Genomic DNA, 16,041 nt, shown 5'->3' on the forward strand with positions numbered 1-16,041 from the left:
GCTGCGCCACCCGACGGAGCTACAGGTCGAAGACGGCTCGGAGTCCGATCTCGACGGCTTCCATGACGCGTTCGTCCACCGGTCCCAGGTCTTCGGTGAAGCGGGGGGCGGACAACGTGCGGAACTCGCCGAGCACGATGGTGCCTGACGAGGGGGTGCTGATCGGGATGTCGACGAGCGTCGCCTCGCGCACCTGCTGCGGATAGATCAGTACGCAGGTCGCGGTCTTGTTCTGTGCGTTGAGGGCGTCCGACGAAATCACGAGGACGTGGGCGGGGCCTCCGGCGAAGGACAGTTGGTAGACGTGTCCGCGGTTCACCGGCCTGCCACCCGCGCCCAGCGCTCCAGCGTGGTGTCCTCGCTCTCGGCGGGCTCAGCGGCCGTAGTCACTATTCCGGCCTCGGCTCGCACTCGCGCGGACTTCTCCAACTGCTCGGCGAGCATCTGGCGGCGCAGTATCCGGGCGGTGTACGCGGAAGCGTTCCCCTTGGCCTTCACGAAGGCGGCGACGTCATCGGGCAGGCTCATCGTCATGTTGATCGTCATGCGGGCATCATACTCTCCTCATGCTCAAGGCGTGGCCGCCGTAGGAACGCCCGGCCTGACCGGCTCGGCGGGAGCAACTACTCCTTGCGCCCTGTTGCGGCGACCGTGACCCCGAGGCCCACCATGGTGAGCCCGCCCACCCCGCCGACCAGGGACAGTCGCCGCGGTGACCGGGCGAACCATCCTCGTGCGGTGGCGGCGACCAGCCCCCACACGCTGTCGGACGCCAGCGCGATGACGTTGAAGACCAAGCCGAGCAACAGCATCTGCGCCACGACGTGCCCTTGGGCGCGGTCGACGAACTGTGGCAGTACGGCGGCGAAGAACACGATGGTCTTGGGATTGGCGATCCCCGCCACGAACCCCTCCCACAGCGTGCGCAGACCGCCGGCCGTGGCCGCGTCACCGCTGAACGCCGCCTGCAACGAACCCCGTTGCCGCCACGCCTTCACCCCCAGGTACACCAGGTAGGCACCACCCGCCAGTTTTAGCGCTGTGAAGACCAGGACGGAGCGCTCCACGAGGGAACCGATACCCAGCGCTACGGCCACGACGAGCACGTACGCGCCGATCGTGTTCCCCACGACGGTGGTCAGCGCGGCACGGCGCCCCTGCGCCAGCGCCCGCCCGATCACGAACAGCACGCTGGGACCGGGCACCACGATCAGCAGGAACGACATGGCCGCGAAGGCGAGGAGTCGGTCGGTGGACACCATGGGGCCATGCAACACAGGGAGGGCATACCAGTGCATCCCCTTTTTCGGAGGCGGCCCAGCTCACCCAGTGGCTGGACCGCCTCTAGAACACGCGCGCCGCGGGGCTAGGCGTCCAGGCGTTCCGTGTATGCCTCGGTCGGAGGAGTCGGGGTGGGGCTCGTCATGCCCGCCGACCAGAAGCCCGCGGTGCCGGGAATGGGCGTCACGTCGTTGAGGTACGGGGCCGTCGCCGTGCCGGCCGGGCCTCGTACGACGGTCCAGGCGTCGCCGTCCCGCCGCAGGTAGGTGCTGCGGGTCTGGTCCTGGTAGTTCCAGCCCGATATCCATGCGGCGCGGCCCTCGACGTCGGCCGCGATTCCCGTCAACGACCCGACGGTGAAGCCCGGTTGCACCCGCGTCCAGGCCGTGCCGTCCCAGTGGGCCAGAACGGGGTTGCCGGGGCGGCCCGGTGGTCCGCCGATGCCGGCTTCGGTGCCCACCGCCCAGACGTCGTCCGGCCCGGCCGGATGCAGATCGCCGATGCTCAGGCGGAGGCCTGTGATCGGCGGTAGGACCGTCCACTCTCCGTTCCAGCGGGCCACGAGCCCGGACCATCCGTCACCGGTTGTCCGTGCCTGGTCGCCGCTCACCCAGACCTCGTCCGGCGAGCGCACTACGACCCGGTACAGGTTCGCGCTCGCGGCAGGCAGCGGGTCCAGCCATCGCCACTTCCGCCCGTCCCCCTGCAGCAGGCGGGCGCTGCCGCCGCGGCTGCCGCAGACCCACACCCGCCGGTCGGGGCCGACCGCCACCCCGTCCATCCGGACGTCCGGCTCGCCCAGGCCCGGGAACGCGGCCTCGCGCCACGTGGTTCCGTCCCAGCTCAGCAGCGGGCTCATGCCCTCGTCGGCAGGCAGGCCCACACTCCACGCCGCGGTGGCGCTGACAACGGCGACGTCGCTCAACCGCGTGTACGTCAGGTGCGACAGGTCGCTCTTCGACCAGGCGCTGCCGTCCCAGAGCATGGCCAACCCTCGTCCCTGCGACGGCCCGGCGCGGCCCTCCTCACCCACGGCCCAGGCCAGTTCGGGTCCGGCAGCGGCGATACGGCGCAAGTGCGCGACCGGGGTACTGCCGGGCGCAGGCACTGCCTGCCAGCCTTGGGTACGGCGCGCCGGCCCGTCGGCCCGGACCGAGCCCGCACCGAGCGTGATCCCCGAAACCGTGCCGATCGTTCCTGCCACAAATCGTCTGCGTCTCACTGCTGGGTCCCTCCATGCGGGTAGGAGAGACCACCGTGAAACAGACAAGTCCAGAGGTCTAGACGCGCACGTGACAAAATCCGGCCCAACTGCCCGAGAAGGGAAGGGAGTTCATCCGCGCTTCGGGCTCGTCTTCAGAGTGCGGAGGAGGGCGCCGAAGGCGGTGGGGGTGGCGGAGAGGATGGCTTGGGTGGGGTCGGCGCTTTCGGTGAGGTGGATGGTTTGGGGGGTGGCGGATATGTGGACGCAGGCTTCGCCCTGCGCGCAGAGCTGCTCACCAACGCCCACACCCACACCACCGGCCCGTACGCCCTGCGCATCCGCTCCATGGAGCCCGACCGGTTCATGGTCGCCGTGTGGGACACCGGCCCGAGGGTGCCGGACGCCTTCAAGGAGGGGCCCCCGTAGTCGTACCGCCGGAAGACGGCGAGCACGGGCGCGGGCTGCATCTCGTACGGGCGTGTGCGGACTCGTTGGGAGTTTCCGTGCAGCGGGAGTGGGGTGCCTCGAAGGGCGGGAAGCTGCTGTGGGCCGAGTGCGGGGACGCGCGGTGAGCGGGGCGGTGCGGGCCGTGGGCAGTGACGTGCGATGTCCGCCATGGGCGCACGGCGCCATACTGGGAGGTGGAGCCATGCCCGCCCACCAGGAGCAGACCATGAGCGCAGAGCGTGAGCACGGCTGGGGAGCGATGCCCCTTCCGGAGATCCGGACCGTGGACGACCTGCGCGGCGCGCTCAGCCGGTACGGATTCCCGGGCGACCGGGAGCGCTTCGAGGAGGAACTGGCCGCAGCCGTAGGGGCCTCTCCCACGGATGACTTCGAGCGCGCCGCGGCCGTGGTGAGGGCGTACCGTCACAGGGTCCGGATCAGGAACTCACCCGAGATCATGGCAGCCCTCGAAGACGCGCGTGCCGGAGGCGGCAGCGGATTGAGCGGGTCCGATTGAGTGGGTTCCGGGAGCCGTCTCGCCCGGCGTGGCCGTGACGGCTTCGCAGACCTACTCAGCGCCCCCGGCGACGGGCCCGGTACGCCTTTCGCTGGCAGGCGGGGCCGGCGGTACTACTCGGTGCCGACCGTGCGCAGTGTGGCGAGCACCAGTGCCCGGGTGACGGTGACAACTTCGCTGACGCGGACCTGTTCCTGCGGGCTGTGTGCGAGGAGTACGTCGCCGGGGCCGTACTGCAGCGTGGGGATGCCCGCCCCGGAGTACAGTCGCAGGTCGCTGCCGTAGGGGGCGCCTCGCTCGGACGGTCGTGGGCCGCCGGTGACGTCTGCGTGCGCGTCGCCGACCAGGGCTGCGAGCGGGTGCCTGGCCGGCAGCCGTCCGCTGGCGAACTGGCCGCCGGGCCACGTCACCCTGGCGGGGTGGGAGCGCAGCCACGGGTCGTCCGCGCAGGCTTCGGCCACGGCCGCCTCCAGTTCGGTGCGCGCCTGGGCCGGATCCTCGCCCAGCCGGACACCCAGTCTTCCCTCGGCCACCAGCAGGTCGGGCACACTGCTGGCCCAGTCGCCGGCCTGGACGGTGCCGACGGACAGCGGGTAGGGGATGGGGCAGTCGGACATGAGCGGGTCGGCGCCGGTGTTGCGGCCGGCTTCGAGACGGGCGAGCGCACGGTGGATGGGCAGGTAGGCGTCGATGGCGCTCACTCCCGCGTACCTGGTGCTGCCGTGGGCGGCCCGGCCGGGCACGTCGATGCGAAAGGTCAGCGCTCCGGCGTTCGCGGTCATGAGCGCACCGCTGGTTGGTTCGGTAATGATGCAGGCGTCACCGGTGTGGCCGCGTTCGAGGGTGCCGAACGCCCCGAGCCCTCCGTCCTCCTCGCTGACGACGAAGTGCGCGGACACCCGGCCGCGCAGCCTTGCGCCCGCCTCCCGTATCGCGGCCAGGGCGGCGAGTATCGCCACCACGCCGGCCTTCATGTCGCACGCTCCTCGGGCGTGCACCACGTCTTTGCTGACGCGCGGGCGGAACGGGTCGCCCTCCCATTGCGCCGGGTCCCCGGGAGGGACGACGTCGACATGGCCCTGGAGGACCAGGGTCGGCCCGTCGCCCCGGTGCTGCGTGCCGCCCACCAGGCCCCATGCCTCCGTGCGCGGGGCCTCGCTGCCCGGAAAGCGGGGATGCGCACGCAGCACGGGCAGGTTCATGGACCACAGGTCGACATCGAGATCCATCCGCTCCAGTTGCCGGGCCAGGACCTGTTGCAGCTCGGACTCCGCGGCGCTCCCCGTCACGCTGGGAACTGCGAGTAGTTCCAGCAGAGTCCGGGCGATGACTGCCTCATCCACTGCGGCCAGCGCGGACGCTTCCACATTGCTCACGTTTGCTGTCATCGGAACGCTGCTCCCGGCACCTGACATCAGGACAAGTCGGAGACTACGGTTATGACAGCAACGCAAACAATCGCTATTTGCTGCTACCCACCGCTATTTTCTTGCAACATCAGCGGGATTATGGCTATTCGTTGCGCCTTTCGCTGCACCCTCCGCACCTTACAGACGTCTGGAGTGAAGTCGTGGACACCATCGACGAAGCGATCATCCGCTGCGTGCTGCGCAACGCCCGCTCCACATATGCCCAGATCGGGACCGCAGCCGGGCTGTCCGCGCCCGCCGCCAAGCGGCGTCTCGACCGCCTGGTGGCCACGGGCGCGATCCGCGGTTTCACCGCGCTCGTCGACCCCCAGGCGCTGGCCTGGCACACAGAGGCGTTCGTCGAGGTCTACTGCACCGGCAACCCCACTCCCGCCGAACTGCGCCAAGCCCTGGAAGACATTCCGGAGGTCGTCGAAGCCTGTACCGTCTCCGGCGCCGCCGACGCAGTCGTCCACATGCTCGCCAGAGACATCCCCCACTTGGAGCAGGCCATCCAACGGGTGCGCGCCACCGCCCCCGTCGATCGGACGGAGAGCGTCATCGTGCTCTCCCGGCTCCTCAATCGGCCTCGGCTGTGATCGACAACCCGAGGACGCCGTGAGCGTCGAAATTCGTGCCATCCGCCCGGCACGGTGGGTCTCTGGCTCCTGCCCGTGACCGCAGCGCCTGGGCATGGGCGAGACCTCCGGGATGACCTGTCGGAGGACGAGGTCGCCGAGCTGCGGTGGCACCTCGGCCTAGGTCCGCAGCCTGAACGGCTTTCTGTCGTCACCGAGTTCCCCACGGTCATGTTTGATGACGACGGAGACCCGCTGCTGGACGACGAGGGCGAGATCAAGGTGGACAACGTCCCATACCCGCTGCTCGCCCAACAGGGACCGGCCTGGAAGATTGGTGGGGCAGTGGTCTCGCAGCTGGTCCGGCGGGGGGAACGGCGTCTCGGGTGGGCACTGACGACCCGCCAGGAGCTGCACCCCGACGACTTCGAGCTCGGCTACGTCGACAAGCTGCTCGACTGGCTCGCGGCCCACGCCGACTACGTCTACGTCGGTGTCGACGGCTCGCTCCGAAGCCCGCATCGTCCTCGACTCGCTCAACACGACCGACCAGAAGGCCCTCGCCCGCATCGCACAAAAACTCCGCATCGTCCCCGACGACTTCGGCTGACAGCCGTCCCACGCGACGACCCGAGACGAGCAGGCGCCGAGGCTGCATCTCGGGCGCATGAGCGAGATCCCGCTGGAGCCTCGGATTGAGTAGCGGGTCAATCCTCCAGATCTACCCGCACCGTCAGCAGATCTGTCCCCACCAGCCGGACCGCCGTGCTGTTCGCGCGGGGCAGCCCGCGCAGGCGGGCGATCGAGTCGTCGTCGGGGAGCAGGTGGGCCGTTCCGGTGTGCCAGCGTCCTCTGATGCGTACCCGCACTCTTGGGTTCGCCCGGATGTTGCGTACGTACTGGGACTTCTCGCCGTACTCGGAGACCAGCCAGAACGCGTTGCCGATACGGCGGCCGCCCAGCGGAGTGCGGCGGGGGAGACCGGACGTGCGGCCGGTGGTCTCCAGGAGAGTGTGGAACGGTAGGCGGCGCGTGATCGGGTTGGCGATGCGGCGTTGGAGCGTCGTGACGGCTCTGTACTTGAGGTCGTGGTAACGCGACATCGGCTTTGTGCTCCCTTGGGATACGGCTGGGATACGGCGGCAGCGGCCGTTGCGTCGTGCCCGGCTCGCCCCATCCTTGCCAACGCGCGGTACCGCCGCATCCGTTCCGTGAGCACTTCGCCCCGCAGTGTTCACGTCTTGCTCATTTGGGCGCCTGAAGGACACATTTGCCCTCGCTGTTCACTGTTTTCGGGGGGAATGGGTCGTGGGCCCGCGCTGCGTGTACGTCCGCCCCCGCCCAGCGACCCGCTACCGCCCCAAGAAGATTGGGTTCGTGAACGCCGCCAGTGCCCCTGGCAGCGGTGCCACCGCCGCCTCGTGGCGCAGTTCCGCCCGTACGTACGCCGCGTACTGGGCCGTCGTACGCCACTCCACCGTGCCGGAGCCCGAGACCGGGAGGACGGGGCTGGTGTGCAGGACGCCCTGGTCCGTGACGAAGCGGGCCGTGCAGCGGGGGGCGCCGGTGACTTCCAGGCGGATTGTGACCGGGTCGTCGCGGTCCACCTTCAAACGGCCGCCAATGCCCGCGTGTTCGCCCTTGGGTCCCGAGGCGGTGAAGGACAACGACACCGACTTGGACTCGGCGACGTAGGAGCGGCCTGCCTTCAGGCCCTCCTGGATCGCCTCGCGGGTCAGGTCGTCGGCGAGGACGACCGTCTGCGGGGTGCCTACGGGGTCCGGCGGGCGGTGGGCGTCGCTGTTGCCCATCGCCGGGATCCAGCCGCGGCCCTCGCGGACCGACGCGACCAGCATGCCGTCCCAGTCGGCCAGGGAGACCTCGTCGTCGGGGCCGTACGGGCCGTTCCACACCTCGACCACGTCCGCCTCGCCGAAGCCGAACTTCCAGTTGCAGCCGATGCAGGTGGCGTGCGGGTGGGCGGGGACGACCAGGCCACCAGAGCGGCGGATCTCGCGGGCGTACTTGCCGAAACGGTTGTCGCGGGCGCGGTAGCGCCAGTCGATGAACGTGCCGGGGTCTGTGCCGAGGGCGACGACGTGGCCGTTCCTCGTCGTCACCTCCTCGCCCAGCAGGACCAGCAGGTCGTCGCCCGCTACGTCGGCCCAATGGGCGTGCGCGGCATGGGTGTTGTGCTCGGAGGTGTTGATGAAGTCCAGGCCGGCCTCGCGGGCGAGGGCCGCGATTTCCGCGGGGGTGCGGCGGCCGTCGGAGTACCAGGAGTGCAGGTGGCAGTCGCCGCGGTACCAGGCGCGGCCGCGGCCCTTGGCGCGTGTGGGCGGGTACTTCGGCTTCACGGTGGCGCCGGGTTCGCCGTAGGTGAGCGTGATGGTGATCTCGTACGGGAGTCCCTGCGGGGCCACGGTGTAGGGGCCGAGCGCGATGTACCAGGTGCCCTCGCGGACCGGGCCGGGGATGTAGCCGGGCGTGGCGTCGTCGGCGCGGATGAAGAACTCCGTGCGCGCCCCGCCCGACCAGCCGCGGAAGCCCTTGCCGCCCAGTTCCGTACCACGCTGGTCGAAGATGCCGATGTCGAGCGCGTTGCCCGCGGTGCCGGCCGGGACGGAGGGCTTCTCGTACGTGTACGAGACCTTGATCTCCCGTACGCCGTCCGGGACTTCGACCGGCAGGTACACGAAGTCGGGGGAGCCGGTGGGCAGTGTGCCGCGCACCGTCTTCGTCTCGTGGTCCGCTGCGGCGTCGGCGGCCTCGCTCGGGAAACTCACGCTTCCCAACGTAAGCGCGGCGGCGGCTCCCGTCACGAACAGGGCGCGTCTGCCGATTCCGTGGTCGTCCTCGCACATGCTGCTGCTCCCAGGGTGTGGGGTCTGGCAGGGGATGGCACGTACCAGCTTCGTATTCAGCCGTGAACTCCCGTGCAAGGGAAGGGAATCGGCAGCTTTCATCGGTGCTTCCAGGGGGCGCCCTGCCATCACTCCCGATGCCTTCCGAGGCGCTTTACGAGGCACGCGCCGAAGGACGTCCGACCGGTCGGTATGGACTCCGGACGTCAGTCAGGCTAGGAAGGGGGCATGCGGATCTCCACGACGATCTTCCTCACCGACGAGACGATCAGCCCGACCCTGCTCGCCCGCGAGCTGGAGCAGCGCGGTTTCGCCGGGCTCTACCTCCCCGAGCACACGCACATCCCGGTCGAGCGGACGACGCCGTACCCGGCGGGCGGCGAGCTGCCGCCCGAGTACGGCCGGACCCTCGACCCCTTCGTCGCCCTCGGGCAGGCGGCGGCGGTCACCACAGGGCTCGGTCTCGGTACCGGCATCACCCTCGTCGCCCAGCACGACCCCATCGATCTCGCCAAGCAGATCGCGACGCTCGACCACCTCTCCGGCGGCCGTTTCACGCTCGGCATCGGCTTCGGCTGGAACGTGGAGGAAGCCGCCGACCACGGCGTCGACTGGCGTACGCGGCGGGAGCTGGGCCGGGACCGGATGGCGCTGATGCGGGCGCTGTGGGCGGCCGAACCCACCGCGTACGAGGGCGACTTCGGGTCCGTACGCGCCAGCTACGCCTACCCCAAACCCGTACAGAAGCCGCGTGGTCCGGTCGTCGGGCCGCGCACGCTGGTCGGGGGAGCGGCCGGGCCGAAGCTCTTCTCCCACATCAGCGAGTACGCGGACGGCTGGCTGCCGATCGGTGGCCGCGGGCTGACCGAGTCGATGCCGGTCCTGCGGTCCGCCTGGACCGAGGCGGGCCGCGACCCGGAGGCGCTCCAGGTCGTGCCGTACGCCGTGCTGCCCACCCCCGGCAAGCTCGCGCACTACGCGGACCTCGGCATCGAGGAGGTCGTACTGCAACTGCCGCCCGCCGGGGAGACGGAGGTACTGCGCGTGCTGGACGACTACGCGAAGTACGTGTAGCGCGCCATGGGGCCGGGCCGCGTTACTTGTGACACGGCCCCCAGAGTGCCTGATCAATGCGACCGTATGCTCGAAGGATGACGACTTCCGCGAGTTCCGGAACCGGGCCCACCGCGAACGCCATGCGGAGGGCCCTCAAACGTGCCCGCGACGGCGTCGCGCTCGATGTCACCGAGGCGGCCGTGCTGCTGCAGGCACGCGGCGAGGACCTGGACGACCTGGTGACGTCCGCCGGGCGGGTGCGGGACGCGGGCCTGGAGGCCGCGGGACGGGCCGGCGTCATCACGTACTCGAAGAGCGTGTTCATTCCGCTCACCCGGTTGTGCCGGGACAAGTGCCACTACTGCACCTTCGTCACCGTTCCCGGCAAGCTGCGCCGGGCCGGGCACGGGATGTTCATGTCGCCGGACGAGGTGCTCGACATCGCGCGGCGCGGGGCCGAACTCGGCTGCAAGGAAGCCCTGATCACCCTCGGCGACAAGCCCGAGGAGCGGTGGCCCGAGGCGCGCGAGTGGCTGGACGCGCACGGCTACGACGACACCATCGCGTACGTACGGGCCATCTCCATCCGCATCCTGGAGGAGACGGGGCTGCTGCCGCACCTCAACCCCGGCGTCATGTCGTGGACCGACTTCCAGCGGCTCAAGCCCGTCGCGCCCAGCATGGGCATGATGCTGGAGACCACCGCCACGCGGTTGTGGTCCGAGCCGGGCGGCCCGCACTACGGGTCGCCCGACAAGGAACCGGCGGTGCGGCTGCGGGTGCTGGAGGACGCGGGGCGGTCGTCGGTGCCGTTCACCAGCGGGCTGCTGATCGGGATCGGCGAGACGTACGAGGAACGCGCCGAGTCGCTGTTCGCGCTGCGCAAGATCTCGCGGGCGTACCACGGCATCCAGGAGCTGATCATCCAGAACTTCCGTGCCAAGCCGGACACGGCGATGCGCGGGATGCCGGACGCCGAACTGGACGATCTCGTCGCCACGGTGGCCGTCGCACGGCACATCATGGGTCCTTCCGCCTGCCTCCAGGCGCCGCCCAATCTAGTGGACTCCGAGTACGGGCGGCTCATCGGCGCCGGTATCGACGACTGGGGTGGTGTCTCACCGCTCACCATCGACCACGTCAATCCGGAGCGGCCCTGGCCGCAGATCGACGAACTCGCCGAGCAGTCCGGGCAGGCGGGCTTCGAGTTGCGTGAACGGCTGTGTGTGTACCCGGAGTTCGTACAGCGCGGCGAGCCCTGGCTGGACCCGCGGCTGCTGCCGCACGTACGGGCCCTGGCCGACCCGGAGACCGGCCTCGCGAACCCCGACGCCCTCGTCGAGGGCCATCCCTGGCAGGAGCCGGACGAGGCGTTCACCGCGTCGGGCCGTACCGATCTGCACCGCACCATCGACACCGAGGGGCGTACGGGCGACCGCCGGAACGACTTCGACGAGGTGTACGGCGACTGGGAGGCGCTGCGGGAGGCCGCGGCGCCCGGGATGGTGCCCTCGCGGATCGACACGGACATACGGGCGGCCCTGGCCACGGCGGCCGACGACCCCACCCGGCTCACCGACGACGAGGCGCTGGCCCTGCTGCACGCCGACGGGCCCGCCCTGGACGCGTTGTGCCGTATCGCGGACGACGTCCGCAAGTCGGCGGTCGGCGACGACGTCACGTACATCGTGACGAGGAACATCAACTTCACCAACGTCTGCTACACCGGCTGCCGTTTCTGCGCCTTCGCCCAGCGCCGCACGGACGCCGACGCCTACACGTTGTCGATGGAGCAGGTCGCCGACCGTGCCCAACAGGCCTGGGATGTCGGGGCGGTTGAGGTCTGCATGCAGGGCGGGATCCACCCCGACCTGCCCGGGACCGCGTACTTCGACATCGCGCGGGCGGTGAAGGAACGCGTCCCCGGCATGCACGTCCACGCCTTCTCGCCGATGGAGGTCGTCAACGGCGCGACCCGCACCGGGATGTCGATCCGCGAATGGCTGGCCGCCGCCAAGGAGGCCGGCCTCGGCTCCATCCCCGGCACGGCCGCCGAGATCCTCGACGACGAGGTCCGCTGGATTCTCACCAAGGGCAAGCTGCCTACGGCGACCTGGATCGAGGTCGTCACGACCGCGCACGAGCTGGGCATCCGTTCCTCGTCCACGATGATGTACGGGCATGTGGACCAGCCCCGGCACTGGCTCGGCCACTTCCGGACGCTGGCGCGGATCCAGCAACAGACGGGCGGTTTCACGGAGTTCGTGACGCTGCCGTTCATCCACACCAACGCGCCCGTGTATCTGGCGGGCATCGCGCGCCCTGGTCCGACCATGCGTGACAACCGCGCGGTGGTGGCGATGGCGAGGCTGCTGCTGCACCCCCACATCCCCAACATCCAGACGAGTTGGGTGAAGCTGGGGACGGAGGGCGCGGCCGAGATGCTCCGCTCCGGGGCGAACGACCTCGGCGGCACGCTGATGGAGGAGACCATCTCCCGTATGGCGGGCTCGTCTTACGGCTCGTACAAGTCGGTCAAGGACCTGATCGCGGTGGCGGATGCGGCGGGCCGTCCGGCGCGTCCGCGCACGACGCTGTACGGGGAGGTCCCGGAGGAACGACAGCGGGCGGCGTCGGCTTCGGACGGGCATCTGCCGGAGCTGCTGCCGGTGCTGGACTGAGCCAGGCCGCGGATGAGGGGGAGGAGGTACGTGCCGGTGACCACCCGACGACGGCTGCCCGCGCGAGGACGGCTGTCACCGTGGGCGTACGTCACCGCGCTGACCCTGGCCGCCGTCGTGGTGGTCGCGTTTCTGGCCGTACGCGCCGAACAGGCGGCCCAGCCCAAGCCGACGGCTTCCGCGAGCCCTTCGGCCTCGGCAAGCCCGTCCGCGCCGGTGGCGGTACCGGACGACTCGGGGACGGGGCGGCGCATCGTCTACTCCCTCAGCGAGCGGCGCGTGTGGCTCGTCGACTCCGGCGAGGAGGCCCGCCGTACGTTCACGGTGTGGCCGGGATCGGTGAGCCCCCTGCCGGGCACCTACACGGTCACCTTCCGCAACGCCTCAGCGACCGGCTACGACGACGTCCCGATCGAAAACGTCGTCTACTTCACCACCCGCTCCGACGTCTCCATCGCCTTCTCCAACGCCGAGGACGGCTCGTCGCCGCCGCCCGCATCGGGAGTCAAGACGGGCGGAATCCGCGTCCGCGCGGCCGACGGGGACGCCATCTGGGATTTCGGTTCGACGGGGACGACGGTTTCGGTGGTCGAGTAGTCGACCGGCGGCTGTCCCGTGGGGAAAGGGGAACGGGAGCGGCTCCGGCGGCGGGAAACCGTCGCCGGAGCCGTTGACTCCGTCACCGGAGCGGTGGACTGGGCAGTGCCCTCTCGGTGGAGCGTTCACCGTGAGGCGGTGGGGTCAGTTCGTCACGCGGAAGGTGGCGTCGCCGCGTCCCAGCGCCGTGGTGATCGGGTCGAGCCGCAGCTGGTAGGCGTAGTGGCGGATGTAGCGGTCGGGGTGGTTGTAGGACTGGAACGACGACCAGCTCGCGTCGGCGAGTCCGGCGACCTTGCGGAAGGTGGCGTCCGCGGCGAACTGGGTGGTGCCGTCGTTGTAGGCGAGCCGGAAGTCGTAGTTGGAGTGCCGCAGGAAGTAGCCGGGGAAGTCCACCGACTCGAAGGAGACGGTGCCCGAGCCTGCCAGGCCGGGCCTCAGCCGGAACTGGGATTCGTCGACGGGGCTGACGCCTGCGTCGATGCGCACGTCGCCGTTGGTGTGGCGCACGTACCGGTCCTGGACGTTGTACGACTGGAGCCGGTTGACCGGGGTGTTGGGCCAGCGCGCGAGCACGCGGCTCTCCTCGGCGGCCGTGAGGGTCATGATGGCGCCGTGGCGCTTCGCGGTGCCGCCCATGTCGTAGCTTCCCGGCTCCTGAATCCGGTAGGAGCTGACGCTGAACGGGTTGGTCGTCAGGACCGGCATGTATTCGCGTACGCCGTTCGCGTTGTTGTGGTCGATGTAGAGGGCCCACTCGTTGCGGTCTCTGAACTTGGTCCAGACCGGGCCTTCGACCACATTGCCGGTGAGGCCGATGCTGGAGAGGTTGCCGAGGTTGGTCCACGTCCCCAGGATCGAGTTGCTGCCCTCGATCGAGTTCTGACCGTCGCCGGAGACCCGCACGTAGCGGTAGGGACCGGTACCGGCGGGCACCTCGGTCATCTGGGTGTCGACGACCGGCGTGGCGCCGGGGGGATCGATCCAGACCTTCGGGGTGGTGATGGTGCGGAAGTCGGTGGTGCGGGCGTAGTAGATGCGGTACTTCAGCACGCCGTTCAGCGTGGCGTTCGTCGCCCAGTACAGGACGTAGTCCTTGGTCTCCGGGTTCCAGATCGCCTCGGGCGCCCAGGCGTTGCGGCCGTCGGGGATCGCGCCGGCGACGTTGATCAGCCGCGGCTGCGACCAGGTGACCAGGTCCGTCGACTCCCACACCACGAGGCTGGGGCTGCCGTTGGTGTACGTCGAGCCGCAGCGGATGCACAGGTCGGTCGCGACGATCCAGTACTTGCTCCCGTCGGGAGAGCGGATCAGTGCGGGGTCGCGCACGCCCTTCGTGCCCACCGTGGAGCGCAGGACCGTGCCTCCGCCGTTGAGGTCGTTCCAGTGCAGGCCGTCCGTACTGTGCGCGAGGTGCAGCCTCTGACCGTTCGCGGAATCGGCGGTGAAGTGCCACATCAGGTAGCCCGGGTCGGCGGCGGCGGCCCGCTGGGGTGTGACGAGGGTCTGGGATGCGAGGAGCAGGCCGACGGCGACGAATATCGCCGCCAGCCGGGAGAGAACCACGGGCATGCGCGTCTCCTGCCGGAGGCTTCGCCAGAGCGTGGCAATGGTGGACCAGTGACGGGTGCGGAACACGTGCTGTCTCCTTTGACGGCCGTGAGTACGGCATTTCGAACTATGTGCGGTACTGCGAACCGCGAGGCGAACCTGGGCCCCGGCGGTGTGCCTCAGTACCAGACCGAGAACGTGGCGTCGGCCCTGGCGGTGGCGGTGGAGATGCGGTCGATGCGCAGCAGGTGCTCGAAGTGCCGGATATAGCGGTCCGGGTAGTTGTACGAGCGGAACGACGACCAGGACGAGTCGGCGAGCCCGGCGGTCTTGTGGAAGGTGGCGTCCTGGGCGAACCTCGCGGTGCCGTCGTTGACGTCCAGTCGCAGCCGGTAGTAGGCGTGCCGCAGGTAGCGGGTCGGGTGGCTGACGGACTGGAAGGACACGGCGGAGGAGTCGGCCAGTCCGGGGACCAACTTCCATTGCGAGTCGGTGTACGGGGCGAACGGGTACTGGTCGATGCGGCCGATGTAGTCGGCGTGCCGCCAGTATCTGTCCGGGATGTTGTAGGACTTCAGCCGGTTCCAGGCAGGTTTGCCCCACTTGGCGACCAGGTTGTCGTACACCGTCTGCGGGATCGGCTGGATGGTGGCGTGCTTGGAGTTCAGCGGCTGGGTGTAGACGCGCCGGTCGGAGGCGGTCCAGGTACCGGTGGAAAGGTCGCTGGTCTGCCAGGCGGGGAAAACCCCGTTGGCGTCGCCCCACAGGTACCAGGTGCCGGCGGCTTCGGCGAGGATCGGGGCCTCGATGCCTCCACGCGGCGCCAAGCCCGAGGTGAAGACGGTGAAGCTGCCGGGATCGAGGGACGTGGACCTCGCGCCCACGAGGGCGTTGTTCCGCTTGAAGTACAGGTAGTTGACGCCGTCCACGCCCAACGCCATGGAGCCGTCGATGATGTCGTAGCCCGGGTCGAAGAAGACCTGCGGTGACGTCACCGTCCTGAAGTCCGTGGTGTAGTTCACCATGATCACGTTGTGTCCGCTGCTGTTGACGGACGAGTAGATGATGGCGTACTGGCTGCGGGAGGCGTCCCAGAAGGCTTCGGGCGCCCAGCTGTGGGTGGCCATCGAGTGCAGTTTCAGCAGGCGGTAGTTGTTGAAGGAGCGCAGGTCGGCGGAGTCCCAGACGTGGATGTACTGGCTCTGCGCATTCCAGTTGGTTCCCTTCAGGTCGGTCGCCATGACGACGAAGGTGCCGTCCTGCTTGGGCAGGAAGAAGGGGTCACGCAGGCCACCCGTGCCCCCGGTCGGGGTCACGACGGGGTTGTTCTGGTTCAGCGGCATCCACTGCAGCCCGTCGGTGCTGACCGCGAGGTGCAGGCCGTAGTCCGTGCCAAGGCCGTTCCGCGACTCGGTGAAGTAGCCCATGACGAACGGGGAGCGCGTCGCGGCTCCCGCGGACTGGCTGCCGATGGTCAGCGCGCCGGTCATGGACAGGGGCACGGCCGCGGCCATGCCGAGGAACAGCCGGCGTGACGGGAGGGGGGTTGCTCTCATCCGGTGTCTCCAAGGGTGTGCAAAGCCGGGTAAGTGGTCGCATCCGAAGACCATCTGGCCGGTATGTCGAACGTCGTTCGGCGGGTCGGTCAGACGGGGAGCGGTGGCGGCACCGTAGCCCCGCTGTTTCACCCCGGACAAGCAACGACGGGAGAAGAAGTTTCCGATAACACTTTTCCGCGAGCCTGATCGCCAGTCCGGAACCAGATCCGTGAGGGGTCGGAAGCCGCCGTCAGCCGACGTTGCCACGTCACCTGGTACGGCTGCCCTCCCCGCCGCCCACCGCACGCCCTGTCTCTT

At 69.4% G+C, this 16,041-nt stretch carries 16 protein-coding genes; 6 read left to right on the top strand and 10 right to left on the bottom strand.

Features of this window, described 5'->3' with window-relative positions; all coding sequences use genetic code 11:
• Positions 1-19: 19 nt before the first annotated feature.
• The 4 genes from G6048_RS27420 to G6048_RS27435 form a co-directional block, all read right to left on the bottom strand.
• A complete protein-coding gene (locus tag G6048_RS27420) occupies positions 20-319 on the bottom strand; it encodes a type II toxin-antitoxin system PemK/MazF family toxin (protein WP_165342261.1) in 300 nt (99 codons plus the stop codon).
• Positions 316-546 carry a hypothetical protein gene (locus G6048_RS27425; protein ID WP_165342262.1) on the bottom strand — a complete coding sequence of 77 codons (231 nt, stop codon included), beginning with the start codon at positions 544-546 and terminating at the stop codon, positions 316-318. The genes G6048_RS27420 and G6048_RS27425 overlap by 4 nt, the downstream gene beginning before the upstream one ends.
• 77 nt (positions 547-623) lie before the next feature.
• Positions 624-1,262 (bottom strand): LysE family translocator, encoded by a 639-nt coding sequence (locus G6048_RS27430; RefSeq protein WP_165342263.1) that lies wholly within the window; start codon positions 1,260-1,262, stop codon positions 624-626.
• 104 nt (positions 1,263-1,366) lie between these two features.
• Positions 1,367-2,485 (bottom strand): hypothetical protein, encoded by a 1,119-nt coding sequence (locus G6048_RS27435; protein ID WP_165342264.1) that lies wholly within the window; start codon positions 2,483-2,485, stop codon positions 1,367-1,369.
• A gap of 258 nt (positions 2,486-2,743) precedes the next feature.
• On the opposite strand from G6048_RS27435, the gene G6048_RS51510 reads away from it, so the two are divergent.
• Together G6048_RS51510 and G6048_RS27445 are read left to right on the top strand one after the other, a co-directional pair.
• Positions 2,744-2,911 (top strand): ATP-binding protein, encoded by a 168-nt coding sequence (locus tag G6048_RS51510; protein WP_328827104.1) that lies wholly within the window; start codon positions 2,744-2,746, stop codon positions 2,909-2,911.
• A 247-nt stretch (positions 2,912-3,158) separates the two neighbouring features.
• The gene (locus G6048_RS27445; protein WP_165342265.1) at positions 3,159-3,449 is read left to right on the top strand and encodes a hypothetical protein; all 291 of its coding nucleotides are present in this window, start codon (positions 3,159-3,161) and stop codon (positions 3,447-3,449) included.
• 113 nt (positions 3,450-3,562) lie between these two features.
• Here G6048_RS27445 and G6048_RS27450 read toward each other — a convergent pair whose 3' ends face one another.
• The gene (locus G6048_RS27450; RefSeq protein WP_165342266.1) at positions 3,563-4,837 is read right to left on the bottom strand and encodes an ArgE/DapE family deacylase; all 1,275 of its coding nucleotides are present in this window, start codon (positions 4,835-4,837) and stop codon (positions 3,563-3,565) included.
• Positions 4,838-5,019: 182 nt separating this feature from the next.
• On the opposite strand from G6048_RS27450, the gene G6048_RS27455 reads away from it, so the two are divergent.
• Positions 5,020-5,457, top strand: a complete 438-nt coding sequence (locus G6048_RS27455) for an Lrp/AsnC family transcriptional regulator (protein ID WP_165342267.1) — start codon at positions 5,020-5,022, stop codon at positions 5,455-5,457.
• A gap of 159 nt (positions 5,458-5,616) precedes the next feature.
• On the opposite strand, the gene G6048_RS27460 is transcribed toward G6048_RS27455, so the two are convergent.
• The 3 genes from G6048_RS27460 to G6048_RS27475 all read right to left on the bottom strand — a co-directional run bounded on the left by G6048_RS27460 (position 5,617) and on the right by G6048_RS27475 (position 8,300).
• Positions 5,617-5,910, bottom strand: a complete 294-nt coding sequence (locus G6048_RS27460) for a hypothetical protein (protein WP_165342268.1) — start codon at positions 5,908-5,910, stop codon at positions 5,617-5,619.
• A 233-nt stretch (positions 5,911-6,143) separates the two neighbouring features.
• Positions 6,144-6,539 carry a nitroreductase/quinone reductase family protein gene (locus tag G6048_RS27470; RefSeq protein WP_165342269.1) on the bottom strand — a complete coding sequence of 132 codons (396 nt, stop codon included), beginning with the start codon at positions 6,537-6,539 and terminating at the stop codon, positions 6,144-6,146.
• Positions 6,540-6,788: 249 nt separating this feature from the next.
• Entirely contained in the window at positions 6,789-8,300 is a 1,512-nt protein-coding gene (locus G6048_RS27475; RefSeq protein ID WP_165342270.1) for a CehA/McbA family metallohydrolase, read from the bottom strand.
• A 228-nt stretch (positions 8,301-8,528) separates the two neighbouring features.
• Between G6048_RS27475 and G6048_RS27480 the strand changes: the two genes are divergently transcribed.
• The 3 genes from G6048_RS27480 (at position 8,529) to G6048_RS27490 (ending at position 12,634) form a co-directional block, all read left to right on the top strand.
• Positions 8,529-9,374 carry an LLM class F420-dependent oxidoreductase gene (locus G6048_RS27480; RefSeq protein WP_165342271.1) on the top strand — a complete coding sequence of 282 codons (846 nt, stop codon included), beginning with the start codon at positions 8,529-8,531 and terminating at the stop codon, positions 9,372-9,374.
• A 77-nt stretch (positions 9,375-9,451) separates the two neighbouring features.
• On the top strand, positions 9,452-12,037 hold the full coding sequence (locus G6048_RS27485) for a bifunctional FO biosynthesis protein CofGH (protein WP_165342272.1): 2,586 nt from the start codon (positions 9,452-9,454) through the stop codon (positions 12,035-12,037).
• Between the two features lie 36 nt (positions 12,038-12,073).
• Positions 12,074-12,634: a L,D-transpeptidase gene (locus tag G6048_RS27490; protein WP_328827109.1), complete on the top strand. Its 561-nt coding sequence runs from the start codon at positions 12,074-12,076 to the stop codon at positions 12,632-12,634.
• Between the two features lie 144 nt (positions 12,635-12,778).
• Here G6048_RS27490 and G6048_RS27495 read toward each other — a convergent pair whose 3' ends face one another.
• Entirely contained in the window at positions 12,779-14,206 is a 1,428-nt protein-coding gene (locus G6048_RS27495; RefSeq protein WP_165342273.1) for a glycoside hydrolase family 43 protein, read from the bottom strand.
• A gap of 158 nt (positions 14,207-14,364) precedes the next feature.
• Positions 14,365-15,741 (bottom strand): glycoside hydrolase family 43 protein, encoded by a 1,377-nt coding sequence (locus tag G6048_RS27500; protein ID WP_165342274.1) that lies wholly within the window; start codon positions 15,739-15,741, stop codon positions 14,365-14,367.
• Positions 15,742-16,041 lie beyond the last annotated feature (300 nt).

The organism is Streptomyces ureilyticus, assembly GCF_011045025.1.
In the GTDB taxonomy this organism is placed as follows: domain Bacteria; phylum Actinomycetota; class Actinomycetes; order Streptomycetales; family Streptomycetaceae; genus Streptomyces; species Streptomyces ureilyticus.

What these genes read in the sequence shown, in the direction of transcription:
- G6048_RS27445 (WP_165342265.1), top strand. Translation starts at nt 3,159, where the DNA reads ATGAGCGCAGAGCGTGAGCACGGCTGGGGAGCGATGCCCCTTCCGGAG.
- G6048_RS27480 (WP_165342271.1), top strand. Translation starts at nt 8,529, where the DNA reads ATGCGGATCTCCACGACGATCTTCCTCACCGACGAGACGATCAGCCCG.
- G6048_RS27485 (WP_165342272.1), top strand. Translation starts at nt 9,452, where the DNA reads ATGACGACTTCCGCGAGTTCCGGAACCGGGCCCACCGCGAACGCCATG.
- G6048_RS27450 (WP_165342266.1), bottom strand. Translation starts at nt 4,837, where the DNA reads ATGACAGCAAACGTGAGCAATGTGGAAGCGTCCGCGCTGGCCGCAGTG.
- G6048_RS27430 (WP_165342263.1), bottom strand. Translation starts at nt 1,262, where the DNA reads ATGGTGTCCACCGACCGACTCCTCGCCTTCGCGGCCATGTCGTTCCTG.
- G6048_RS27470 (WP_165342269.1), bottom strand. Translation starts at nt 6,539, where the DNA reads ATGTCGCGTTACCACGACCTCAAGTACAGAGCCGTCACGACGCTCCAA.
- G6048_RS27495 (WP_165342273.1), bottom strand. Translation starts at nt 14,206, where the DNA reads ATGCCCGTGGTTCTCTCCCGGCTGGCGGCGATATTCGTCGCCGTCGGC.
- G6048_RS27500 (WP_165342274.1), bottom strand. Translation starts at nt 15,741, where the DNA reads ATGAGAGCAACCCCCCTCCCGTCACGCCGGCTGTTCCTCGGCATGGCC.
- G6048_RS27425 (WP_165342262.1), bottom strand. Translation starts at nt 546, where the DNA reads ATGACGATCAACATGACGATGAGCCTGCCCGATGACGTCGCCGCCTTC.
- G6048_RS27475 (WP_165342270.1), bottom strand. Translation starts at nt 8,300, where the DNA reads ATGTGCGAGGACGACCACGGAATCGGCAGACGCGCCCTGTTCGTGACG.